At 70.9% G+C, this 22523-nt stretch carries 20 protein-coding genes and 2 pseudogenes; 8 read left to right on the forward strand and 14 right to left on the reverse strand.

Translation table 11 applies throughout. The features are described 5' to 3' along the window. The first annotated feature begins 30 nt into the window (after window positions 1-30). Complete coding sequence (locus AB0L29_RS10865; protein WP_365825613.1) at window positions 31-828, forward strand: sugar phosphate isomerase/epimerase family protein; 798 nt, start codon at window positions 31-33, stop codon at window positions 826-828. 50 nt (window positions 829-878) lie between these two features. Here AB0L29_RS10865 and AB0L29_RS10870 read toward each other — a convergent pair whose 3' ends face one another. From AB0L29_RS10870 to AB0L29_RS10925, 12 genes are all read right to left on the reverse strand, one after another. After that, window positions 879-1571, reverse strand: a complete 693-nt coding sequence (locus AB0L29_RS10870) for a contact-dependent growth inhibition system immunity protein (RefSeq protein ID WP_365825554.1) — start codon at window positions 1569-1571, stop codon at window positions 879-881. 13 nt (window positions 1572-1584) lie between these two features. Beyond that, a complete protein-coding gene (locus tag AB0L29_RS10875) occupies window positions 1585-1884 on the reverse strand; it encodes an RNase A-like domain-containing protein (RefSeq protein WP_365825556.1) in 300 nt (99 codons plus the stop codon). A 13-nt stretch (window positions 1885-1897) separates the two neighbouring features. Next, the gene (locus tag AB0L29_RS10880; RefSeq protein WP_365825558.1) at window positions 1898-2488 is read right to left on the reverse strand and encodes a hypothetical protein; all 591 of its coding nucleotides are present in this window, start codon (window positions 2486-2488) and stop codon (window positions 1898-1900) included. Next, window positions 2485-4179 (reverse strand): RNase A-like domain-containing protein, encoded by a 1695-nt coding sequence (locus AB0L29_RS10885; RefSeq protein ID WP_365825560.1) that lies wholly within the window; start codon window positions 4177-4179, stop codon window positions 2485-2487. The genes AB0L29_RS10880 and AB0L29_RS10885 overlap by 4 nt, the downstream gene beginning before the upstream one ends. After that, the gene (locus tag AB0L29_RS10890; RefSeq protein ID WP_365825562.1) at window positions 4179-4493 is read right to left on the reverse strand and encodes a WXG100 family type VII secretion target; all 315 of its coding nucleotides are present in this window, start codon (window positions 4491-4493) and stop codon (window positions 4179-4181) included. Before AB0L29_RS10890 ends, AB0L29_RS10885 begins: the two co-directional genes overlap by 1 nt. Window positions 4494-4550: 57 nt before the next feature. Further along, a complete protein-coding gene (locus AB0L29_RS10895; protein ID WP_365825564.1) occupies window positions 4551-4970 on the reverse strand; it encodes a WXG100 family type VII secretion target in 420 nt (139 codons plus the stop codon). A gap of 643 nt (window positions 4971-5613) precedes the next feature. Next, complete coding sequence (locus AB0L29_RS10900; protein WP_365825566.1) at window positions 5614-6516, reverse strand: ribokinase; 903 nt, start codon at window positions 6514-6516, stop codon at window positions 5614-5616. A 31-nt stretch (window positions 6517-6547) separates the two neighbouring features. Continuing rightward, window positions 6548-8500, reverse strand: a complete 1953-nt coding sequence (locus AB0L29_RS10905; RefSeq protein WP_365825568.1) for a substrate-binding domain-containing protein — start codon at window positions 8498-8500, stop codon at window positions 6548-6550. Beyond that, on the reverse strand, window positions 8490-10022 hold the full coding sequence (locus AB0L29_RS10910; RefSeq protein ID WP_365825570.1) for a sugar ABC transporter ATP-binding protein: 1533 nt from the start codon (window positions 10020-10022) through the stop codon (window positions 8490-8492). Before AB0L29_RS10910 ends, AB0L29_RS10905 begins: the two co-directional genes overlap by 11 nt. After that, window positions 10019-11047 carry a LacI family DNA-binding transcriptional regulator gene (locus AB0L29_RS10915; protein WP_365825572.1) on the reverse strand — a complete coding sequence of 343 codons (1029 nt, stop codon included), beginning with the start codon at window positions 11045-11047 and terminating at the stop codon, window positions 10019-10021. Before AB0L29_RS10915 ends, AB0L29_RS10910 begins: the two co-directional genes overlap by 4 nt. Window positions 11048-11223: 176 nt before the next feature. After that, on the reverse strand, window positions 11224-12108 hold the full coding sequence (locus AB0L29_RS10920; RefSeq protein ID WP_365825615.1) for a hypothetical protein: 885 nt from the start codon (window positions 12106-12108) through the stop codon (window positions 11224-11226). Beyond that, on the reverse strand, window positions 12108-12518 hold the full coding sequence (locus tag AB0L29_RS10925; RefSeq protein ID WP_365825574.1) for an ATP-binding protein: 411 nt from the start codon (window positions 12516-12518) through the stop codon (window positions 12108-12110). The genes AB0L29_RS10920 and AB0L29_RS10925 overlap by 1 nt, the downstream gene beginning before the upstream one ends. 221 nt (window positions 12519-12739) lie before the next feature. On the opposite strand from AB0L29_RS10925, the gene AB0L29_RS10930 reads away from it, so the two are divergent. The 4 genes from AB0L29_RS10930 to AB0L29_RS10945 all read left to right on the forward strand — a co-directional run bounded on the left by AB0L29_RS10930 (window position 12740) and on the right by AB0L29_RS10945 (window position 17624). Beyond that, window positions 12740-13591: a helix-turn-helix transcriptional regulator gene (locus tag AB0L29_RS10930; RefSeq protein WP_365825576.1), complete on the forward strand. Its 852-nt coding sequence runs from the start codon at window positions 12740-12742 to the stop codon at window positions 13589-13591. 6 nt (window positions 13592-13597) lie between these two features. Beyond that, on the forward strand, window positions 13598-13783 hold the full coding sequence (locus AB0L29_RS10935; protein WP_365825578.1) for a DUF397 domain-containing protein: 186 nt from the start codon (window positions 13598-13600) through the stop codon (window positions 13781-13783). Window positions 13784-13822: 39 nt separating this feature from the next. Beyond that, window positions 13823-16075 (forward strand): ATP-dependent RecD-like DNA helicase, encoded by a 2253-nt coding sequence (locus AB0L29_RS10940; RefSeq protein WP_365825580.1) that lies wholly within the window; start codon window positions 13823-13825, stop codon window positions 16073-16075. 259 nt (window positions 16076-16334) lie between these two features. Next, entirely contained in the window at window positions 16335-17624 is a 1290-nt protein-coding gene (locus tag AB0L29_RS10945) for a citrate synthase (protein WP_365825582.1), read from the forward strand. A 916-nt stretch (window positions 17625-18540) separates the two neighbouring features. On the opposite strand, the gene AB0L29_RS10950 is transcribed toward AB0L29_RS10945, so the two are convergent. After that, complete coding sequence (locus AB0L29_RS10950) at window positions 18541-18780, reverse strand: heavy-metal-associated domain-containing protein (protein WP_365825584.1); 240 nt, start codon at window positions 18778-18780, stop codon at window positions 18541-18543. Between the two features lie 351 nt (window positions 18781-19131). On the opposite strand from AB0L29_RS10950, the pseudogene AB0L29_RS10955 reads away from it, so the two are divergent. Further along, window positions 19132-19431: pseudogene (locus AB0L29_RS10955) on the forward strand (alcohol dehydrogenase); the annotation flags it as partial. A 100-nt stretch (window positions 19432-19531) separates the two neighbouring features. Here AB0L29_RS10955 and AB0L29_RS10960 read toward each other — a convergent pair. After that, a complete protein-coding gene (locus AB0L29_RS10960) occupies window positions 19532-19732 on the reverse strand; it encodes a MerR family transcriptional regulator (RefSeq protein ID WP_365825586.1) in 201 nt (66 codons plus the stop codon). A 968-nt stretch (window positions 19733-20700) separates the two neighbouring features. Between AB0L29_RS10960 and AB0L29_RS10965 the strand changes: the two are divergent. Next, a pseudogene (locus AB0L29_RS10965) lies at window positions 20701-20880 on the forward strand (hypothetical protein); the annotation flags it as partial. Window positions 20881-20894: 14 nt separating this feature from the next. After that, on the forward strand, window positions 20895-22397 hold the full coding sequence (gene mmsA / locus AB0L29_RS10970; RefSeq protein WP_365825588.1) for a CoA-acylating methylmalonate-semialdehyde dehydrogenase: 1503 nt from the start codon (window positions 20895-20897) through the stop codon (window positions 22395-22397). Window positions 22398-22523: the final 126 nt, after the last annotated feature.

Below are 22523 nucleotides of genomic sequence, written 5' to 3' on the forward strand. Positions count from 1 at the left end.
ACCGGGCTGGAGCGCTTCTCCGTCAACCAGATGACGGTGAGGCAGCTGTCCGTACCGGAACTGGTGGACGCCTGCGGCCGGCTGGGCGTGCGCCACGTGGGCCTGTGGCGCGAGCCGGTCCGCTCCCACGGCCTGGAGGCGACGGCGAAACTGGTCCGCGACGCGGGCCTGGCGGTGTCGACGCTGTGCCGGGGCGGCTTCCTCACCGCCGTCGACCCCGGGGAGCGGGCCGGGGCCCTGGCCGACAACCGCCGCGCGATCGACGAGGCCGCGACGCTGGGCACGGACACCCTGGTCCTGGTCTCGGGCGGCCTGCCGCCCGGCTCCAGGGACCTGCGCGGCGCGCGGGAGCGCGTCGCGGACGCGCTGGCGGACCTGGGGCCGTACGCCGCGTCCCACGGCGTGCGCCTGGCCGTCGAACCCCTCCACCCCATGTTCGCCGCCGACCGCTGCGTGGTCTCCACCCTCGCCCAGGCCCTCGACCTGGCCGAACGCTTCCCGGCCCACCAGGTGGGGGTGGCCGTGGACACCTACCACGTCTGGTGGGACGACACGGCCCCGGCGCAGATCGCCCGGGCCGGCGCCGCCGGCCGGATCCACACCTTCCAGCTCGCCGACTGGACGACCCCGCTGCCCGAGGGCGTGCTCAACGGCCGCGGCCAGCTCGGCGACGGCTCGATCGACCTGCGGGCGTGGAAGGACCACGTGGAGGCGGCGGGCTACACCGGCCCCATCGAGGTGGAACTCTTCAACGACGGCCTGTGGGCCCGGGACGGCCGGGAGGTACTGGCCGAGACGGCGTCGCGGTTCCTGGAACACGCGGCGTGACCGCGGGGGGCGGGCCCGGCCCCACTCCGGGCTCGCCCTTCCGGGGATCGTTACGGACTTTCTTGGGGGGCGGGCCCGTATTCGGCCCGCGGGTTGCTGAGCCGGTCGGCGACCAGTGACAACCACGCGCTCGGGCCGTACGGTGCCGGCGGGTCGACCTCCATGCCCAGTTCGGCCACGGCCAGGGCGTAGTCGGACTCCTCCAGACCAAGGGTGAGCAACTCCCGCAGCTCACCGACGAGGCGTGCCACGAGCTGCGGGTCGGTGGAGGCCCGGTAGTCCTCGACGGCCGCGTCATGGTCGGCGAACTCGTCCGGCATGTCCTGCGAGAACCAGCCCGCCAGGAACTGCCCGGTCTCCGGGAAGCGGGCATGCCACTCCCAATGGGTGACGGGCATGGCCGGGGGTGGCGCGTCACCTTCCTCGATGCTGCGCCTGACGTGGTCGGCCAGGCAGCGCAGCCATTGCTGGATCTCACCGTCGGCAAGGCCGACATCCGGGATCGCGTAGTACTCGCCCAGCTTCAGTCGCAACCGCCCCGGCGGATGCTCGGCGTACTCACGCAGCTGCCGCTCGGCCGTGGCCAGTGCCCACGGACGGGTGTGCCAGGTATGCCGAAGGTACGCGGTCAGGGCCCGACCGGCCTGCTCAGGGGTATCGTCGGCGGGCTGCCCGGCATAAGCGCGGACCACTTGGTCGAGTTCGCCGTAGCGGCGGTCGTGGTCGAGGGGACTCATGGGCATGGCGATCCGCCTTCTAGAGGTAGACGGGGAAGGTGGCGTGGACGGCGAAACCGTGCGGACGGGTAGCGTCCCGTTTGAGGATCACCCGGGCCGCGCGTACATCCACGGGTTCCCGCCCGGCCAGCATCATCGCCTGTAGCAACACGCGTCCCACCGGGTCGGGACGCGAGGGCCAGGACGCCTCGATTGTCAGCCGGGCCCGTGTGGACTGGGCCAGCCAGCGGTGAATCAGCTGTTCGTTGGCATCAACGACCCGCTGGGTGGCCCACTGGGCAGTTTCGCGGTCGGGGTAGGTGGCGGAGCGCGTACGCAATGTCGAGATCCTCTCAGTCTTCCCAGAACGCCCAGAAGACACCGACCTCGGTGTCGGACACGGCAACGAGACCACAGTCGGTGGTGTAGACGGAAAGGCACTCCCATGCGGTATCGGGATTCAGTAGATCGGCATCAGGGTTCTCCCGGGCGTCTGACGCGTTGGTGAAGAAGCGCCCGTCCGGACCGAAGCGCGACAAGACTGTTCGAGAGCTCGTGAACAGCCCGTCCTTTCGTTTCGCGAAGTCCGGAATTCCGGCTGCCTGGTATGAATCCCCCTTGAGTGCGACCAGTAGTTGGCCGGCCGGCCTCCTTCTGATTTCGTACAAGCAGTTTCCGAGCTCATCAAGGCTCCACGGCATGAACGGGGATCCTGTACCGCTGCGGTCCTCGCCGACTTCCGGGGCGTAGTTGATGGAAAGCCAGCGTCTTGGATCGGTCGCTTCGAGCGCCATGACCGCTGCCGCGTCACGGCGCCAGTCGGCATGGCGCCTCGGTCCCACACGCGCAAATGTCCAGCCGCCTCCGAAGAGGTCGAGCACGGCTGCTTTCCAGGAAGCGGCATCAACGGCGGGTTCTTGTTGTGGCACGAAATTCCTGTTCATGACTGCGGAAGAGTGTCACTGGGCATCGCAGTGAGGACGACGTACGGGGGCCGGCCTCCCGGGGCGGGGCGAAGAGTCACGAGCACCTTATCGGAGTCGTGTGCCTGGGTATCTCCTCGTGTCCAGGAGCGGCCGACAGGGTGGTTGAAATCAAGGCCGATGTTCCTGGTCTGATTGGACTGGGTGGGATTTCTGCTCAGCCATCTCTCGATCTTGCGCTGGTTGTTAGGATCGTCCAGTACGGCCTGCGTGTAACGCTGTGCTTCGTTGAGGTTGTTGAAGGTGGAAACCGCGATGGGTCTCGTGACCCCGTCCGGATAGAGCCTCGCCTGATCCCGGAGCCGCTGTTCCAGTTGTTCGTCCGTCTTGCCGACGTGTTTGTCGATGACATGAGCGCCTGAAACGCCTTCCTGGTTGGCCAGGTCGACCGGGTACCTGTGTCGTGACTCGTCGTCCCCTCGAACCGTATAGAGCGGGTCCCCCTTGAAATCGGTGAGCGCCCGAGCGCCGAACGCCTCGGCCCGGGCCTCCTCTGCGTTGAAGGACGGTGCACTCTTGGAAGCCTCTTCCAGAGCTTCCAACAGATCCTTGATGCGGTGCGTTTGGCGGCTTATTCGGTTGTTGTACTCCGCCACCGCGTTGTTCATTGCCTCCTCGTCGATATTGAGGACGATTCCGGCCGAGAGGTCGGTGGCCAATCCCCTGCCGAGGTTCCATAGCCCTTTGCCCAGGTTCTTGACGTCCTTCAGGTCGACACCGTCGCTCAGGTCGATTTGAGGCAAAGTGTCGATGACTGCTTTGCGATAGATCCGGTGGAGGTCCTCGCGGACGTCTTCGGCGGCCTTGGCGAAGTGATGGACGGCATCGACCATTACTTCACAGGTGTCGAACAGTACAGCGAAGACCGGATGATTCACCCCGGGGCTACCGGCGGTGTCGTTCTTCCAGCTGTAACCGTGCCGGTCTTTTCCCCAGGCGGAAGTACCCCACAGCGTGCTGCAGAACGTACGCATGGCGCTGTACCACTCGCTGTTGTGCTGATCGGTGATGCTGCTCAGAAGAGCGGTCAGCGTGTCTTCGACCGTGGACAGGGTCACCTGCGGCATCCGCCAGGCCTCGGAGATCGAGTTGACGCGGTGATGGTTCGGCAACGGCAGTATCTCGGCCGCCTTGCCCCAGCGGCAGGCGTCTTCCAGTAACGGGCGCAGCACGGTCAGGACCGCGGCCTCCAAGCCCTCCAGCGCGCGCTGTACGAAGTCCTGGCCGTCGTCGGCATCTCCCCATTTGAAGTCCGTGACGGGCCCGTACGAGGGAGGGCTGTCGATGACGACCGGAACCGGCTGCTGTTGTGGCCGAGCGGTGGAGGACGGATTGGTGGCGGCATCGGCCGCGGCGTAATTGTTTCCCGTGGACGTGAAACCGACTGCGGCACCGCCTACGCTGACCACCGCCTTGGCCCATACCTCGAGAAAGCGTTCGCTGACTTCCTTGTAGGCGGTGGTGAAGCCCTTGACGGCCGTTCCTCTGCCTCCGCCGTCCGGATAGCGTGCCAACTCGTCCAGGAATGCCTTGGCTCCCCGGTGGAGGAAATCCTGTTGGTCGGCGACTCTCGACGAGACTCCATAGAGCACCGAGGGAGTGACGTCGACCGTGCCGTTTTGAGGGCCCGCGGCCGGCTGCGGCGTGCTCATCAGGCCGCCCCCCAGCCGCGCAGCACCGCCTGGTGCGCTGCCGCGTAGTTCGTGTGCCCGGTGGTGACGATGTCGTGCAGCCATTTCTGGGCGGCCTGGAGATCCTGGGCCGAACGGTCCCATTCGTCGAGCTTGTCGACGAAGACCTCGCGGGCCTCGCCCTCCCAGGACAGGACGACCGGGACGACACGGTCATAGAGGTCGTCCAGCTTGCCGTTGAGTTTTCTGAGGATGTCCTCCAACTCGATGGCGAGCTCGTGAAGGGTGGCGAAGGAGACGGTTATGCGGTCGTCGGCAGGGACCTTGCCTGGCATTTTTCCCCCGTATGTCGGCGACTGTGTATGTAGGTCGGGCTGATTGGGCCGGGTCGGTCAGAACGAGTCCAGGCTGCTGTGGCCGCGAGGCGGTGCGGTGTCCGGATCGGGCGCGGACAGTCTGTCGACCTCGCTGTCGACGTCTACTTGGATCCTCCGTAGCCGGGCGAGCACGTCCAGGTCGTGCTGCGTGAATCCGTCCCTGCCCAGACGCACGGCCTTCTCAAGGTGTTTCATCACTTCACGAATGCGCACGGCGTCCTCGGCCGCCGCCCGGTGGAACTCGCGGTAGGCGGACGCGGCAGGGCCGCGCCACCCTGCCTCGATACGGTCGACGACCGCGTCCATGCGCTTGACCTGCTCGTCCAGGTGATCCTGCATGTCTCCCAGGTCATCGGCAAGTTTGGTGAGGTCGTGGCTGGACACGCGAAGATCTGCTTTTCCGCCTTGACTGCTCGGTATGCCGGGCACCCCCATGACGCGTCTCCCCAGTCCTCAACTCGACGGCGTCGCAACAGCAGATGGCAACGCTCACTGGTGTTCCACGCATCCTACGAGTCGCCTCAGCCTGACTCCCACCCTCCGGGGACCGGCGAAAGCGTGCTCGGAGTTGTGCCTCTTCCGCCCGAGACCGAGGAGCCGCCCATGGGACACGGCGCCGTACGGGGCGGCCGCGCCGGGTGGTGGGGCGGCGGACTCCGGTCGAGGGGGCGGTGCGGCAGGCCGTCCTTCTGTACTTCGCCGAGCCGAGGCGGACCAAGGAACTGACCGCCCTGGCGTACGGCGACGGCAAGGAGGACTGCGACAGTCCCTGAAAGGCCGCCCTGGACGAGCCCGGCCCCGGAGGGAGGGCGCACCCGCGTCCGCGGCGTCCCGTCGGGGATCCGCGAAAAAAATTCCCGGAGACCGTGCAACCCTTCCCCCACCCGGCGGGTCATACGTGGCATCAGGGCTTCTGGGAGGGGGATCCGGGGGGATCACGGGGGTTCTGATGGGGGAGGAAAGCCGAGGGGGCCCGGTCCATGGACCGGGCCCCCTCGAAGTACCCGCCGGCTCCGGGCGTCCGTGGCCCGGCTCGGCCTGCGCGCCGCACAGGTGCGGTTCCGGGTCCCGCCCTTCCTCACGGCACGGCGACCTCCTGCGCCGTCGGGAAGGACGCCTGCGCGCCCTCCCTGGTGACGGCCGCCGCCCCCACCCGGGCCGCGTACGCCGCCGCCTCGGCGAGCGGCGCGCCCGCGCCCAGCCGGAAGGCCAGCGCGGCGGTGAACGCGTCGCCCGCGCCGGTCGTGTCCACGGCGTCCACCTTCACGGACGGCACCCGGGAGACACCCTCCGGGGAGGCCGCCAGCGCGCCCTGCGCGCCCAGCGTCACCACCACCGAGCGCGGGCCCTTGGCCAGCAGGATCCGCGCCCAGTCCTCGGGGGAGTCCCCCACGGCCGCGTCGCCGAGGATCACCTTCGCCTCGTGCTCGTTGACGATCAGCGGGTCGCAGGCGGCCAGCACCTCCCGGGGCAGGGGGCGCGGCGGCGAGGGGTTCAGCACGAAACGGCTGCCCGGCGCCAGGTTCCGCACGACCTCCACGACCGTCTCCAGCGGGATCTCCAGCTGGACGGAGACCACCCGGGAGGCCTGGAAGAGGCTCCCGGCCGCGCGGACGTCCTGGGGCGTCAGACGGCCGTTGGCACCCGGCGAGACCACGATGCTGTTGTCGCCGGACGGGTCCACCGTGATCAGCGCGACCCCGGTCGGCGCACCGCCGACCAGGACGCCCACCGTGTCGACCCCGGCCGCCCGCTGCGAGTCCAGCAGCAGCCTGCCGTACGCGTCGTCGCCGACCCGGGCCAGCAGCGCCGTGCGGGCCCCGAGCCGGGCGGCCGCGACCGCCTGGTTCGCGCCCTTGCCGCCCGGGTGGACGGCCAGGTCGGAGCCGAGCACCGTCTCGCCGGGACCCGGCCGCCGCTCGACACCGATCACCAGGTCGGCGTTGGCCGACCCCACGACCAGGAGGTCGTAGTCGTACATGAAGCGTCTCCCTGTGGGATGAGTCGGGGCGTCAGCCGCCGAAGCCGGCCACGTTCTGCCGGGTGACCACCTTCACCGGCACCTTCACCAGCTCGCCGGTCTTCCTGCCCTCGGCCGCCCGCAGCGCGTTGTCCACCGCGATCCTGCCCAGTTCCCGCGGCTGCTGCGCCACGGACGCGTACAGCGTGCCCGCCCGGACCGCCTCGAGGCCGTCAGGCGTGCCGTCGAAGCCGACGACCTGGACGGACTTCCCGGCCTTCGGGCCGAGCGCCTTGATCGCGCCGAGCGCCATCTCGTCGTTCTCGGCGAAGACGCCGTCGACGTCGGGGTGGGCCTGGAGGAGGTTGGTCATGACGTCCAGGCCCTTGGCGCGGTCGAAGTCGGCGGGCTGCCGGGCGACGACCTCGATGCCCGGGTAGGCCTTGAGGCCCTCGGCGAAGCCGGCGCCGCGCTCGCGGCTGGCGGAGGTGCCGGCCTGGCCCTGCAGGACGACGACGGTGCCCTTGCCGCCGAGCTTCTCGGCGAGCGCCCTGGCGCCGAGCCTGCCGCCCTCGACGTTGTCGGAGGCGACCAGCGCGGCCGTGTCGGCCTGGTTGACGCCCCGGTCGACGGCGACGACGGGGATGTCGGCCCGGTTCGCGGAGCGGACCGACGGGCCCGCCGCGTCCGAGTCGACCGGGTTGACGATGATCGAGCCGAGGCCCTCGCTGGTGAAGTTCTGCAGCTGGTTGGCCTGCTGCGAGGCGTCGTTCTGCGCGTCCGTGACGGTCAGGTCCACGCCCCGCTTCCTCGCCTCGGCCTGGGCCCCGGCCCGGATCTGCACGAAGAACGGGTTGTTGAGCGTCGACAGGGACAGGCCGACCTTCTGCGTCTTCGCCGACGAGGAGCCGTCGTGCAGGAAGGACATCGCGCCCACGACCGCCGCCGCGACCACGGCGGCCAGCACGTACGTCGCCGCCTGCCGGCCCCGGCCGCCGCTCGGCGTGCCGGCCGCCGCCGGCGTCGCCCCCGCCTTGCGCCGCACCGTGTCCAGCAGCACCGCCAGCGCGATGACGACGCCGATCACGACCTGCTGCCAGAAGGCCGACACGGACAGCAGGTTGAGGCCGTTCCTGAGCACCGCCAGGATCAGCGCGCCGATCAGCGTTCCCGACGCCTTGCCGGTGCCGCCCGCGAGCGAGGCGCCGCCGATGACGACCGCGGCGATCGCGTCGAGCTCGTAGCCCTGCGCGGCCTGCGGCTGCGCGGAGGACAGCCGGGCGGCGAGCACGACGCCCGCGGCGGCGGCGAACAGGCCGGACAGGGCGTAGACGGCGAGCTTCTGCTTCCTCACCCGCAGGCCGGACAGGCGGGCCGCCTCCTCGTTGCCGCCGATCGCGTACATCGAACGGCCGAGGTAGGTCCGGCCCAGCACGAACGCGGTGAGCAGCCCCATGACGACCATCACGAGCACCGGCACCGGCAGCCAGCCGCCCAGCGTGTCGCCGAGGCGCGAGACCGGGTCGGGCAGGGCGATGGGCGAGCCCTGCGAGATCACCAGGGACAGGCCGCGCGCCACCGACAGCATGGCCAGCGTCGCGATGAACGGCGGCAGTTTGCCGTACGCGACCAGGAAGCCGTTGACCAGGCCGCACACGATGCCGGTCGCGACGGCCAGGAGGACGGCGAGGGCGACCGGGACGCCCTGCGAGGTGGCGCTCCAGGCGAGGACGGTGGCCGACAGGGCGGCCACCGAACCGACCGAGAGGTCGATGCCCGCCGAGACGATCACGAAGGTGACGCCGAAGGCGAGGATCGCGGTGACCGCCGCCTGGACGCCGACGTTCAGGAGGTTGTCGGCCGTCAGGAAGTCGCCGGACAGCGCCGACAGGGCGACGACGAGGACGATGAGCGCGGTGAGCGCGCCGTTGTCGAGCAGCAGGCGGCGCAGGCCGCCGGGGGCGCCACCCGCGCCCGTCGTGCTCTTGAGCGTGTCAGTGGCCACGGGTGGCCTCCTCTTCGGTCGTGGCTTCGGTACCGGGCGCGCCGACGGCGAGCGCCATCACGGCGTCCTGCGTGGCCTCGCCGGCCGCGAGCTCGCCCGCGATCCGGCCCTGCGCCATCACCAGCACCCGGTCGCTCATGCCGAGCACCTCGGGCAGGTCGCTGGAGATCATCAGGACGGCGGCGCCCTGCGCGGTGAGTTCGTTGACGAGCTGGTAGATCTCGACCTTGGCGCCGACGTCGACGCCGCGCGTCGGCTCGTCGAGGATCAGCACCCGGGTGTTCGCCAGCAGCCATTTGCCGATGACGACCTTCTGCTGGTTGCCGCCGGACAGCGTCCGCACGTGCTGGCCGAGCCCGGCCATGCGCACGCCGAGCTGCCCGGCGATCCGGGCGGCGGCCGCCCGCTGCCCCTTGAGGTCGACCAGCCCCGCGCGGGTGGCCGACCGCAGCGTCACCAGGCCGAGGTTCTCCGCCACCGAGGCGTCCAGGACGAGCCCCTGGCCCTTGCGGTCCTCGGGCACCAGCCCGATGCCCGCCTCCAGGGCGGCGTTCACGTCGTGGCGCCTGAGCGGCGTGCCCGCCACCTCCACGGTGCCCCGATCGTACGGATCGGCGCCGAACACGGCCCGCGCCACCTCCGTACGCCCGGCCCCGACCAGGCCCGCGACGCCGACGACCTCGCCCGCGCGCACCTCGAAGCCGACGTCGTGGAAGACGCCGTCGCGCGTGAGCCCCTCGACCCGGAGCAGCACCTCGCCGGCCCCGGGCCGTTCGCGCGGGTACTGCTGCTCGATCGGCCGCCCCACCATGAGCCGCACCAGCTCGCCCTCGGGCGTGGTGGCCGGCACCTGGCCGACGCTCCTGCCGTCGCGGATGACGGTGACCCGGTCGCCCAGGGCGGCGATCTCCTCCAGGTGGTGGGTGATGAACACGATGCCCACGCCGTCCGCGCGCAGCCGGCGCACGATCGAGAAGAGCCTGTCCACCTCCCCGGAGGTGAGCACGGCGGTCGGCTCGTCCATGACGAGCACGCGCGCGTCGAGGCTGAGCGCCTTGGCGATCTCGACCATCTGCAGGCGCGCGATGCCCAGGTTGCGCACGCGCGCGCGGGGCGACACGCTCACCCCGACCCGTTCCAGCAGGACGGCGGCCTCGGCCTCCATCCGCTTGCGGTCGATCATCCCGAAGCGGCGCGGCTGCCGCCCCAGGAAGATGTTCTCGGCGACCGTCAGATCCGGGACCAGGTTGAACTCCTGGTGGATCGTGGCGATCCCCAGCCGTTCGGAGTCCTGCGCGCCCTGGATGCGCACCTCCTCCCCGCCGACCAGGATCCGCCCGGCGTCGGGCGTGTGGGCACCCGACAGCATCTTGATGAGGGTGCTCTTGCCCGCGCCGTTCTCGCCGAGCAGCACGTGCACCTCACCGCGGCGCAGGTCGAAGTCGACGCCGTCGAGCGCGACCACGCCGGGAAAGGTCTTGCGGATGCCCTCGATGCGCAGCAACTCGTCCGGGTCGCTCACGTCGTACTCCTTCGTACGGGGGACTGTGCGGGGCCCGGCGCGCCGCACGAGCGGCGCACGACGAGCCGGGCGGGGAGGGTGACGGACTCGCCGGGCCGTCCCTCGATGCGGTCGACCAGCGCGCGCACGGCGGCGCGCCCCAGCTCGCCGGTGGGCTGGGCGATCGCGGTGACGGGCGGGTCGGTGTGCACGAACCACCGGATGTCGTCGAACGCGGCCAGCGCGACGTCGTCGGGAACCCGCAGCCCGCGCGCGCGGATCGCGTCCAGTGCGCCCAGCGCCATCAGGTTGTCGGCGGCGAAGACGACCTCGGGCGGCTCGGGCAGGTCGAGGAAGCCCTCGGTGACGCGGCGGCCGCTCTCGGCCTGGAAGTCGCCCCGGCCGATGTAGGCGTCGGGCAGGGCGAGCCCGTACGCGCCGAGCGCCTCCCCGAACGCCTCGACGCGCTCCCGTCCGGTCGTGGTCGCCGCGGGGCCCGCGATGATGGCCAGCCGCCGGTGCCCGAGCCCGTGCAGATGCGCCACGAGGTCCCGCACCGCGGCCCGCCCGTCCGCCCTCACCACCGGCACGTCCACGCCCGGGATCCACCGGTCGACGAACACCATCGGCGTCCCCGCGCGCGCGGCCTCCAGCATCAGCGGCGAGCCGCCGTCGGTGGGGGAGACGAGCAGGCCGTCGATACGACGGTCCAGCAGGGTCCGTACGTGGTGGTCCTGCAGGTCGGGCCGCTCGTCGGCGTTGCCGATGACGACGCTGTAGCCGAGCGCGCGGGCCTCCTCCTCGACCGCGCGGGCCAGTTCGGTGAAGTACGGGTTCAGCACGTCGCTGATGACCAGGCCGAGGGTGCGGGTCTGGTCGGTGCGCAGGGAGCGGGCGACGGCGTTCGGGCGGTAGCCCAGGGCCTCGACGGCGGCCAGCACGCGCGTGCGTGCCCGGGCGCTGACCGACGGGTGGTCGTTCAGGACGCGCGAGACCGTGGCGACGGAGACGCCCGCCTCGGCGGCGACGTCCTTGATGCTCGCCATCGCCGCTCCACCTCCTCGTGGAATCGATTACATCGACGACACGAAGGATTGGAATCGATTACACGAGGACAGAGCAAGGCCTCGGGGCGACGTCGAGACCGGATCGTGATGAGCCGTGGTACCGAAGGGGACGGGGCCGCCGGCGAGCGGAACGCCGGCGGCCCCGTCCTCACCGCTCACTCCCCGGCGAACACCTCGGCCGCGTCCGTGGCGTGCACGGCCCGCCGGGCCCAGGCTTCCAGCAGGCCGAGATCGGCACAGGCGCCGACGCGCTGCCGGACGGCGTCGGACACCGGGACGCCGCGCCACTCCAGGATGCGGAGGATCATCTGCCGGCATTCCTCGATACGGCCCTCTTCCCGGCCTTCCGCGCGTACCTGCTCGGCCAGCGGGTGCCGCCAGAAGTACTGGATCGCCGTCATCAGGTCCCTCCACATCTGCTTCGCCTGGGGGTCGGCCAGGCACGAGTCGACGAACTGCACGAAGACCGCGGCGCTGTCGGAGTCGATGGTCCGCAGGGCGGACGCCAGCGATTCCAGTATGGCCGGGGCCTGCGGGCCACGCCCGTGTGTCATGGCCGAGAGGACCGCCAGGGGCACGTCCTTCTCGGCCTGCTGCTCGTCCGCGATCACCGGGACGTTGTCCGGGCCCAGCACGAGCGGACGTACCGTCAGCGACTCCCAGCCCGCGAAGCCGAGCCGGATCGGCCGCGAGGCCCACTTCGCCGTGGCGCTGCTCTGGGTGATGACGATGAGCACCGGCTCGCACCGGTACTTCTCGTAGAGGTAGGACAGGTAGTAGGGCCAGCTGCCCCGCTTCCGCTCGTCCGCCTTCCCCTGCGACTCGACCACGAGGAGGTACGTCCCCTCGTCCGTCTCCGCCCGCAGCAGCGTGTCCACCCGGCGCTCGACCGGTTCGATCTCCGTCAGGTCCACGTTCAGCGCGGCGATCTCCCGTGGCTCGGGGAAGGGCACGTGCAGCACCCGCTGTAACGCCCGGGTCAGCAACGCCGGATCCTTCTGGAAGATCCGGTGCAGCGCCTCGTGCGACGAGCCGACCATCACACCGCCTCCAACTCGCACCACACGTACTTCCCGCGGTTGCCGTACCGGGACAACGGCTGCCACCCCCACAGACTGGAACAGGCCCGCACCAGCGCGAGCCCTCGCCCCTCCTCCAACTCCTCGACCCGCTCCGAGGTCACCGGTGGCTCCGGCGGCTCCGGACTCGCGTCCCACGCCCCGATCCGCAGCGTCCCCGGCGGTGACCAGCGCACCCGCATCGCGGCGGGCCCCCCGGTGTGCCGTACGGCGTTGGCGACCAGCTCGGCCGCCAGCAGTTCGGCCACGTCGACGAGGCCGATCAGTCCGTGCATGGTCAGGATCAGACGGAGGGTGCGGCGGCTGACGGTGACGGCGCGGAGGTCGTTGGGGATGTGGAGGGAGTACTCCCAGGACTCGTTTTCGGGCATGCGTCAACTCCGTTATTTGATAGGGGAGTTATGAGAGCGGGCGGTGTCATTGCCGCAGCCGTCGCGGCAGGACGGGGCGGTGCGCTTCCGGTGGCCCGGCGTTTCGCACGGTGTGCGTCGCGTCACTGACGGTAGGACTTAATGTTTAAGTTCTGCAAGCCGGTCGCGTACTCTGACCTCGAACGGGTCGCGTCACGGGGGCGCGTTGGGAGAAGCGGGCGATGGTACTGAGGAGCGAGCCGACGGCGCGTCAGATGCGCCTGGCGGCCGAACTGCGCAGGCTCCGTGACGCGGCAGGTCTCACCGCTCGTGAGGCGGCGGCGCTGCTCGGGGTGAGTGCCCCGCAGATCAGCCAGATCGAGACGGGCCTCACGGGCGTGAGCGAGAAGCGTCTGCGCCGCATCGCGGCTCACTACGCCTGTTCGGACGAGGCGTTCGTGGACGCCCTCGTGGCGATGGCGACCGATCGGACGCGTGGGTGGTGGGAGGAGTACCGGACACTGTTGCCCACGCCGTTCCTCGACCTCGCCGAACTGGAGCACCACGCCACGTTCCTGCGTGAGGTCCAGTTCCTCTACGTCCCCGGCCTGCTCCAGACGGAGGACTACGCCCGTGCCGTCTTCGCCTACCGGATCCCCGAACTCCCGCGAGAGGAGCTGGAGGCGCGGGTCCGGCACCGGATGCAGCGGAAGACCATCTTCGAAGGGCCCGAGCCGACGCCGTACGAAGCGGTCGTCCACGAGGCGGCGCTGCGCATCATGGTGAGCGACCGGACCGCCTCGCAGGTCCAGCTCGCCCGTCTCCTGGAATTCTCCGAAGGGGAGCATGTCACCGTTCGTGTCATCCCCTTCGAGGTGGAGGGCTTCGCCGGTGCCGCGAGCGCGATGACGTACGCGGGAGGCCCCGTGTCCGAGCTCGACACGGTGGTACGGGACGGCCCGCACGGTGCGACCTTCCTTCACTCCCAGGCCCAGCTTGCCGTGTTTCGAACGCTCTTTCGTAAAGTGGAGGTCGCGTCGCTCCCTCCCGAGCGATCGCGCGACTTCATCCACAGGCTGGCGAAGGAGCTGTGAGTCCTCATGGACACCCCCGAGAACTGGCGGAAGTCGTCCTACTCCGGACCCGGTGACGGCGACTCCTGCGTGGAGATCGCCCATGGCCCCACTCGGACAGCCATACGCGACTCGAAGGTGCCCGCCCGAGCCGTCCTCACCTTCCCCACCGCCGTCTTCACCCCCTTCCTCGAAGCCCTCAAGAGGTCCTGAGCCCCGCCCCCTGTCACACCTCACCGGTACCGTCGGATCATGACCAACCAGTCGGGGAACCCCACGGGCGAGCGGCGGCTGGCCGTGCTGGAAGGCGTGCTGGAGAGGATCACGTACGCCAACGAGGAGAACGGCTACACGGTCGCCCGCGTCGACACCGGACGCGGCGCCGGCGACCTGCTCACGGTCGTCGGCGCGCTGCTCGGCGCCCAGGTCGGCGAGTCCCTGCGCATGGAGGGCCGCTGGGGTTCGCACCCGCAGTACGGCAAGCAGTTCCACGTGGAGAACTACACGACGGTGCTGCCGGCCACCGTCCAGGGCATCCGCCGCTACCTGGGGTCCGGCCTGGTCAAGGGCATCGGGCCGGTCTTCGCCGACCGCATCACGCAGCACTTCGGCCTGGACACCCTGAGGATCATCGAGGAGGAGCCCGAGCGGCTGATCGAGGTCCCCGGACTGGGCCCCAAGCGCACCAAGCGGATCGCCGACGCCTGGGAGGAGCAGAAGGCGATCAAGGAGGTCATGCTCTTCCTGCAGACCGTCGAGGTCTCCACGTCGATCGCGGTGCGCATCTACAAGAAGTACGGCGACGCCTCGATCTCCGTCGTGAAGAACCAGCCCTACCGGCTCGCCGCCGACGTCTGGGGCATCGGCTTCCTGACCGCCGACAAGATCGCCCAGTCCGTCGGCATCCCGCACGACAGCCCGGAGCGCGTCAAGGCCGGCCTGCAGTACGCCCTGTCCCAGTCCGCCGACCAGGGCAACTGCTTCCTGCCCGAGGAGCAGCTGATCAAGGACGCGGTCAAGCTGCTCCAGGTCGACACGGGCCTGGTCATCGAGTGCCTCGCCGAGCTGGCCGAGCCCCCGGAGGAGGGCGGGGACCCCGGCGTCGTCCGGGAGAAGGTGCCCGGCCCGGACGGCGGGGAGCCGGTGACGGCCGTCTACCTCGTGCCGTTCCACCGCGCCGAGCTCTCCCTGTCCGCGCAGCTGCTGCGCCTGCTGCGCACCGGGGAGGACCGCATGCCGGGCTTCCGGCAGGTGGACTGGGCCAAGGCGCTGGGCTGGCTCAGGGGACGCACGGGGACCGACCTCGCCCCCGAGCAGGAGGCGGCCGTGAAGCTCGCCCTCACCGAGAAGGTGGCGGTCCTCACCGGCGGCCCGGGCTGCGGCAAGTCCTTCACCGTCCGCTCGATCGTGGAGCTGGCCCGCGCCAAGAAGGCGAAGGTGGTGCTGGCCGCCCCGACCGGCCGGGCCGCCAAGCGCCTGTCCGAGCTCACCGGCGCCGAGGCCTCCACGGTCCACCGCCTGCTGGAGCTCAAGCCCGGCGGCGACGCGGCCTACGACCGCGACCGCCCGCTCGACGCCGACCTGGTGGTGGTCGACGAGGCGTCCATGCTGGACCTGCTGCTCGCCAACAAGCTCGTCAAGGCGGTGCCCCCGGGAGCGCACCTGCTGTTCGTCGGGGACGTGGACCAGCTGCCCAGCGTCGGCGCCGGCGAGGTCCTGCGGGACCTGCTGGCCGACGGCGGCCCGATCCCGGCCGTGCGCCTCACCCGGGTCTTCCGGCAGGCCCAGCAGTCGGGGGTGGTCACCAACGCGCACCGCATCAACGCCGGACAGCACCCGGTCACCGACGGCATGAAGGACTTCTTCCTCTTCGTCGAGGACGACACGGAGGCCGCCGGAAGGCTCACCGTGGACGTGGCGGCCCGCCGCATTCCGGCCAAGTTCGGCCTGGACCCGCGCCGGGACGTCCAGGTGCTGGCCCCCATGCACCGGGGCCCCGCGGGCGCGGGCACGCTCAACGGCCTGCTCCAGCAGGCCATCACCCCGGGCCGCCCCGACCTGCCCGAGAAGCGGTTCGGCGGCCGGGTCTTCCGCGTCGGCGACAAGGTCACCCAGATTCGCAACAATTACGAGAAGGGCGAGAACGGCGTCTTCAACGGCACCGTCGGCGTGGTCACCTCGCTCGACCCGGTCGAGCAGCGCCTGACGGTGCTGACGGACGAGGACGAGGAGGTGCCGTACGAGTTCGACGAACTGGACGAGCTGGCCCACGCCTACGCCGTGACCATCCACCGCTCCCAGGGCAGCGAGTACCCGGCGGTCGTCATCCCGGTCACCACGGGCGCCTGGATGATGCTGCAGCGCAACCTGCTCTACACGGCGGTCACGCGGGCCAAGCGGCTGGTGGTCCTGGTGGGCTCGCGCAAGGCGATCGGGCAGGCGGTGCGCACGGTGTCGGCGGGCCGGCGCTGCACGGCGCTGGACTTCCGGCTCGCCGGCTCCTGACCACGCTTCCGGCCGTTCCACCGGCGGAACCGGCCCCCCGGGCCACATACCGCGAAAAATGATCGATCAAATGAGTCGCGAAGGTCACAAGGCACTTCCAGAAGGGGAACACAAGGGGCAGGATGAGCAAGTTGGCGGCACTGAGTGCCGTCGATAGGCCCGATGGTCGACCCCGAGTGCACTCTCCTGAGCCAAGTGGGGGATGGTAGAGACAGTCAGGGCACCTCGAAGATGAGGCACAACGTCGGTGAGGGAAGACGTGAGCGACAACTCTGTAGTACTGCGGTACGACGGCAACGAGTACACCTACCCGGTGATCGACAGCACCGTCGGCGACAAGGGCTTCGACATCGGCAAGCTCCGCGCCCAGACCGGTCTGGTGACGCTGGACAGCGGCTACGGCAACACGGCCGCGTACAAATCCGCCATCACCTATCTCGACGGTGAGAAGGGCATCCTGCGGTACCGCGGCTACCCGATCGAGCAGCTGGCCGAGCGCTCCACCTTCCTGGAGGTCGCCTACCTGCTCATCAACGGCGAGCTGCCGACCGTCGACCAGCTCACCGCGTTCAGGAACGACATCACGCAGCACACCCTGCTGCACGAGGACGTCAAGAACTTCTACAAGGGCTTCCCGCGCGACGCCCACCCGATGGCCATGCTGTCCTCGGTCGTCTCGGCGCTGTCCACCTTCTACCAGGACAGCCACAACCCCTTCGACGAGCGGCAGCGCAACCTCTCCACGATCCGCCTGCTCGCCAAGCTCCCGACCATCGCGGCGTACGCGTACAAGAAGTCGATCGGCCACCCGTTCGTCTACCCGCGCAACGACCTGGGCTATGTGGAGAACTTCCTGCGCATGACCTTCTCGGTCCCGGCGCAGGAGTACGAGCTCGACCCGATCGTGGTCTCCGCCCTGGACAAGCTGCTGATCCTGCACGCGGACCACGAGCAGAACTGTTCGACCTCCACGGTCCGCCTGGTCGGCTCCTCGCAGGCGAACATGTTCGCCTCGATCTCCGCCGGCATCAACGCCCTGTGGGGCCCGCTGCACGGCGGCGCCAACCAGTCCGTGCTGGAGATGCTGGAGGGCATCCGCGACTCCGGCGGCGACGTCGACTCCTTCATCCGCAAGGTGAAGAACAAGGAGGACGGCGTTCGCCTGATGGGCTTCGGCCACCGGGTCTACAAGAACTTCGACCCGCGCGCCAAGATCATCAAGGCCGCCGCGCACGATGTGCTGTCCGCCCTCGGCAAGTCCGACGAGCTGCTGGACATCGCGCTGAAGCTGGAGGAGCACGCGCTCTCCGACGACTACTTCGTCTCGCGCAGCCTCTACCCGAACGTCGACTTCTACACCGGTCTGATCTACCGGGCCATGGGCTTCCCGACCGAGATGTTCACGGTCCTGTTCGCCCTCGGCCGCCTGCCGGGCTGGATCGCCCAGTGGCACGAGATGATCAAGGAGCCGGGCTCCCGCATCGGCCGCCCGCGCCAGATCTACACGGGCGTCGTGGAGCGCGACTTCGTGCCGGTCGAGGAGCGCTGACCCCTTCGTGACCCTCAGGGCCCGCCCGCCGGGCGGGCCCTGAGGCCCGTACACAGCAGAAGGCGCCCTGGCGCCGGTCCCCCCACGGGCCGGCGACCAGGGCGCCTTCCCATGTCCCGGTGCGGATTCCCCCCACGGGATCCGGCCGGGCGTCTGAGAGGACAGCGCCTGAATCGCTGTGTGAGCGAAACGAGCAGAACTCGCCGCGCTCGGGTGGTGGTGCTGTGCGGTCTGCCGGGACAGCGCACTTCGGGAGGGCCGCTCAAAGCTTCCCGGTGTACGTGCCCCGGCAACGCGCCTCTGGAGAAGTCCCCCAAGACATCCCCAGATGCCAGGAAGCGCCCCCCAAGACGCTGCCCGACATCGCCAACTTAGACCTTCGAACCCCTTCGATGGTTACGTTCACATCACTGTGATCTGCGTCTCTTGCATTTGTCCGTTAGGTACGCAAGAGCCCGGATGTAGCGGACGAGACCCAAGCGTAAGGATGATGCGCGAGGCTTGTGAAGAGCTTATGTGAGGGTCGTACCGGACTCCAGAGGGACTCCCCCTTCAAAAGCAGTGAATCCCGCCTCAGTGGGACGCCCGCGGTCGCGGACCGTTCGGTACCGCGAACGCCGGCCGGAAGACCGTCGCGACTTCCGCGGCGCGGCCATCGGGTTCAGTGGCCCGGTTGCAGCCGACCGCGGGGATGGCAAGGGTGGGCGCGGGCTGTTGTCGATGCCGAAATGAAGAGCGGGAGACGTCGCCGGTAGGGCGACGGGCGGGGCGAGGAGCGTCGACGCTCAGGTCCGTGCTCCGGAATCGCCGGGAACGCCGCCCCTGCCGCGAGCGTCGGGGAAGCGGCACCGGGTCGTACCGGCCGGTGTCGGCCGGTACGACCCGGTGCCGCGCGGTGCGGCTCGGTGCCAGGCCCTCAGGCCCTGCCCGCCAGCTCGAAGCCGGCCTCGTCGACGGCGGTGCGGACGGCCTCCTCGTCGAGCGGCGCGGCGGAGACGACGGTGACCTCGCCGCTGGAGGCGACGGCCTTCACCGAACTGACCCCCGGGATCCGGGAGATCTCGCCGGAGACGGCGCCCTCGCAGTGTCCGCAGCTCATCCCGCTCACCTTGTAGACGGCGGTGACGGGGCCCTGGGGGTCGGTCTGGGCGGTCATGGCGTTACTCCTCGTCGAGGTGTGCGGGGCGGAGGGGTCCCTTGGGGACCTGCCGCTCAGTTTATACCCCTAGGGGGTATTAATCCACGACGGGGGCGCGGGGTGGCGGCGGACGGCGTTCTCCGGCGCCCGTACGTACGCCTCGCGGTATGCCCCGCGCCCGGCGCCCTCGTGGGCGAGGGCCGCCTCCGGTCCGGCCCCGGGGCCGGCGGTCCGGTCGCCGTGCGGCACGGGATGCGGACGATCGCCCGGGAGGACCCGGCCCGCGCCGGTCCGGACGGGGCGGGGACGGACGGGGCGGGGCGGGCGCGGGCCGGACAGGGCGGGGCGGGCGCGGGGGCGACCGGCAGGTGTGCCGCCTCCGTGAACGGCCTGCGCCGTCGCGGCCGGCACGTCCGTGTCGGCCCGCCGCCCTCGCCGAGCGGCACCGCCCCGGCCACAGGGCCCGCCTGATCGCCCTGGAGTCCGAAACTCCTCAACAACCACGGCATGGCCGCCCACACCTACCCGCCGGTGCCGGTTCCGGTGTTAGTGCCGGTCCGGGCGGGCGTGCTGCGGCCCGACCTCCTGGTCGTCACCGCCACGGTTCCGCCCGCCGGGGCCCCGTGGGCACCGGCGGGCGGGGTGACGGTCGTCGAGCCGTGGGGCTGACGGCCGGCCGCCGGCCCGTGGTGTCGGCGGCCGGCCTCGCCGCGCGACCGCGCCCCACTCCTCGGGAGCGGGACGGGCGCACGGGAAACCGCGGGCGCGTTCAGCCCTCCCGGCGGCCGCGGTTGCCGGGCCGGGAGGCCACCCAGGACCGGACCGTGTCCACGTACCAGTAGGGTTTGCCGCCCTCCACGTGGTCGGGCGGGGGCAGCAGCCCGTGCTTGCGGTAGGACCGCACGGTGTCCGGCTGCACCTTGATGTGTGCCGCGATCTCCTTGTAGGACCAGAGCCTTCGGTCGGTCATGCGTCGTACCTCCCTGCGAGCGCCGCGGCGGCGGCCGGGGCGGCCGGGGGCGGCCGTCCGGGGGAGCCGGGCGCTGCGTCGGCGATCACCAAGCCTGTGCCGGGTGAACGAGGCGGAGGGACCGCGGGGCAGGGGCCGTGCGCCGGTGTGACGGAAGGGCCGCGTACGCGCGACATATGTGACACGGCGGGGGCGTTTGTGACACAGGTGAAGCAAAGGTGTGCGCCGGTCCGTCGGCGGGGCGCGTTGACCGCGGGGCGCGAAGCCCACTCGGGGGCGGCCGGGGTGCCGTACGGGCGTGTCCGGTCCGCACACGGGCCGCGGGGCCGGGCGGCGGGCGGTGCCGTGTGCACTCGCCGCACCGCACCGCGCCGCGCGGCTCACCGCCGACGGCGGGCTCGACCCGCCGTGACCGGCAGGTGAGCCGGACCGGCACATCGGGGGAACACGGTCATAACTCGTCAGTATGTCCGGACAAAATATTGACAGGGCTTCGCGTACGGGACTACAAAGCCGGGGGAGCCGACACCGAAAGGGAGCCGATGGCGTACGACCTGATCACCGCGGGACGGACCGGAGGGGGCCCGCGCCCGCTCCGGACGGGCGTCCCGCCGCGCCGGGTCACGCCCTCCGGCGGCCCGCCGCGCGCCGGCCTCCCCGGACGTTCCCGCCCGGCCCCGTCCCGCCCCGGCGCCGGCGGCGCCCCCGTCATCCCGGTCCGTTTCCCCGGGCAGGCACCGCCCCGCCCGGGCCCACAGCGCCTCCGGCGCGGAAGACCGCTTCGCCCTGGCAGGAGCGAAGCGCGGGCGACGACTCCCCGCCCGCTTCGGTCCCGCGCCGGAGGTCCGTCCGTCCGAGGCCGTCCGGTGCCGGAGGGAACACACTGGAGTGGGGGCACGGTCCGCCGGGGCGCAGTGGGCGGCCGGGCAGCACCGGGGCGGCGCGGCCGTTCCCGCCCGGACCGCCCGGCCGCCGGCACCCCCACATGTGTCTACGCGGGGACCCGAACGGCAGACACAGTGTCGGGCGCGCCCCGCGCCCGGCCCTGGTGGGATGTACCCGTGGCCGGGACCACGACCACCCGGCCCGCGGTCACGGCACGTGAGCTGTACGAACGGCATGTCTCGACCCGACGCCGCCATCTGTGAAGGAGTACTCGGTCATGACGAAGATCGTCAATCACTGGATCGGCGGCAGGACCGTCGAAGGCGCCTCGGGCACGTACGGCCCGGTGACGAACCCGGCGACCGGCGCGGTCACCGCGAAGGTCGCCTTCGCCTCCGTGGCGGAGGTGGACGCGGCCGTCGCCGCCGCCAAGGAGGCGTACCTGACCTGGGGCCAGTCCTCGCTGGCCCAGCGCACGTCCATCCTGTTCCGGTTCCGCGCGCTGCTCGACGCCCACCGTGACGAGATCGCCGAGCTGATCACCGCCGAGCACGGCAAGGTGCACTCCGACGCCCTCGGCGAGGTGGCGCGCGGCCTGGAGATCGTCGACCTGGCGTGCGGCATCACCGTGCAGCTGAAGGGCGAGCTGTCCACCCAGGTCGCCAGCCGGGTCGACGTGGCCGCGATCCGCCAGCCGCTCGGCGTCGTCGCGGGCATCACGCCGTTCAACTTCCCGGCGATGGTGCCGATGTGGATGTTCCCGATCGCCATCGCGTGCGGCAACACCTTCGTGCTCAAGCCGAGCGAGAAGGACCCGTCGGCCTCGGTCCGCCTCGCCGAGCTGCTGGCGGAGGCCGGGCTGCCGGACGGCGTGTTCAACGTCGTCCACGGCGACAAGGTGGCCGTCGACCGCCTGCTGGCCCACCCGGACGTCAAGGCGGTCTCCTTCGTCGGCTCCACCCCGATCGCCCGCTATATCCACACCACCGCCTCCGCGAACGGCAAGCGCGTCCAGGCTCTCGGCGGCGCCAAGAACCACATGCTGGTGCTGCCCGACGCCGACCTCGACGCGGCGGCCGACGCGGCCGTCTCGGCGGCCTACGGCTCGGCGGGCGAGCGCTGCATGGCCATCTCGGCCGTGGTCGCGGTCGGCGCGATCGGCGACGAGCTGGTGGAGAAGATCCGCGAGCGCGCCGAGAAGATCAAGATCGGTCCCGGCGACGACCCGGCCTCCGAGATGGGCCCGCTGATCACCAGGGCCCACCGCGACAAGGTGGCCTCCTACGTGACCGGCGCGGCGGCCGAGGGCTGCGAGGTCGTCCTGGACGGCACCGGCTACACCGTCGACGGCCACGAGGACGGCCACTGGATCGGCATCTCCCTGCTGGACAAGGTGCCGACCAGCGCGAAGGCGTACCAGGACGAGATCTTCGGCCCGGTGCTGTGCGTGCTGCGCGCCGAGACGTACGAGGAGGCGGTCGACCTGATCAACGCCTCGCCGTTCGGCAACGGCACCGCGATCTTCACCCGGGACGGCGGCGCGGCCCGCCGCTTCCAGCTGGAGGTCGAGGCCGGCATGGTCGGCGTGAACGTGCCGATCCCGGTCCCCGTGGGCTACCACTCCTTCGGCGGCTGGAAGGACTCGCTCTTCGGCGACCATCACATCTACGGCAACGACGGCACGCACTTCTACACCCGCGGCAAGGTCGTCACCACCCGCTGGCCCGACCCGGCCGACGCCCCGGCCGGTGTCGACCTGGGCTTCCCGCGCAACCACTGACACTCCCGAGGAGCCCTCGCGGAGCCCCCGAGGAGGCCGTCCGCCCCGCGGGCGGCCTCCTCTTGCGCGCCCGCTGCCTCCGTCCTGCGCCGCGGCACCCGCCGGCCGGCGGGTGCCCCGGGCCCC

Origin of the sequence: Streptomyces sp. NPDC052701, assembly GCF_040678355.1 — a bacterium.
Lineage (GTDB): Bacteria > Actinomycetota > Actinomycetes > Streptomycetales > Streptomycetaceae > Streptomyces.

Bases quoted from the DNA above. Each gene is read 5' to 3' on its own strand.
- mmsA (WP_365825588.1), top strand. From the start codon at position 20,895: ATGACGAAGATCGTCAATCACTGGATCGGCGGCAGGACCGTCGAAGGC.
- AB0L29_RS10895 (WP_365825564.1), bottom strand. From the start codon at position 4,970: ATGGGGGTGCCCGGCATACCGAGCAGTCAAGGCGGAAAAGCAGATCTT.
- AB0L29_RS10940 (WP_365825580.1), top strand. From the start codon at position 13,823: ATGACCAACCAGTCGGGGAACCCCACGGGCGAGCGGCGGCTGGCCGTG.
- AB0L29_RS10885 (WP_365825560.1), bottom strand. From the start codon at position 4,179: ATGAGCACGCCGCAGCCGGCCGCGGGCCCTCAAAACGGCACGGTCGAC.
- AB0L29_RS10865 (WP_365825613.1), top strand. From the start codon at position 31: ATGACGGTGAGGCAGCTGTCCGTACCGGAACTGGTGGACGCCTGCGGC.
- AB0L29_RS10950 (WP_365825584.1), bottom strand. From the start codon at position 18,780: ATGACCGCCCAGACCGACCCCCAGGGCCCCGTCACCGCCGTCTACAAG.
- AB0L29_RS10930 (WP_365825576.1), top strand. From the start codon at position 12,740: ATGGTACTGAGGAGCGAGCCGACGGCGCGTCAGATGCGCCTGGCGGCC.
- AB0L29_RS10920 (WP_365825615.1), bottom strand. From the start codon at position 12,108: ATGGTCGGCTCGTCGCACGAGGCGCTGCACCGGATCTTCCAGAAGGAT.
- AB0L29_RS10870 (WP_365825554.1), bottom strand. From the start codon at position 1,571: ATGCCCATGAGTCCCCTCGACCACGACCGCCGCTACGGCGAACTCGAC.
- AB0L29_RS10935 (WP_365825578.1), top strand. From the start codon at position 13,598: ATGGACACCCCCGAGAACTGGCGGAAGTCGTCCTACTCCGGACCCGGT.
- AB0L29_RS10890 (WP_365825562.1), bottom strand. From the start codon at position 4,493: ATGCCAGGCAAGGTCCCTGCCGACGACCGCATAACCGTCTCCTTCGCC.
- AB0L29_RS10925 (WP_365825574.1), bottom strand. From the start codon at position 12,518: ATGCCCGAAAACGAGTCCTGGGAGTACTCCCTCCACATCCCCAACGAC.
- AB0L29_RS10900 (WP_365825566.1), bottom strand. From the start codon at position 6,516: ATGTACGACTACGACCTCCTGGTCGTGGGGTCGGCCAACGCCGACCTG.
- AB0L29_RS10960 (WP_365825586.1), bottom strand. From the start codon at position 19,732: ATGACCGACCGAAGGCTCTGGTCCTACAAGGAGATCGCGGCACACATC.
- AB0L29_RS10915 (WP_365825572.1), bottom strand. From the start codon at position 11,047: ATGGCGAGCATCAAGGACGTCGCCGCCGAGGCGGGCGTCTCCGTCGCC.
- AB0L29_RS10880 (WP_365825558.1), bottom strand. From the start codon at position 2,488: ATGAACAGGAATTTCGTGCCACAACAAGAACCCGCCGTTGATGCCGCT.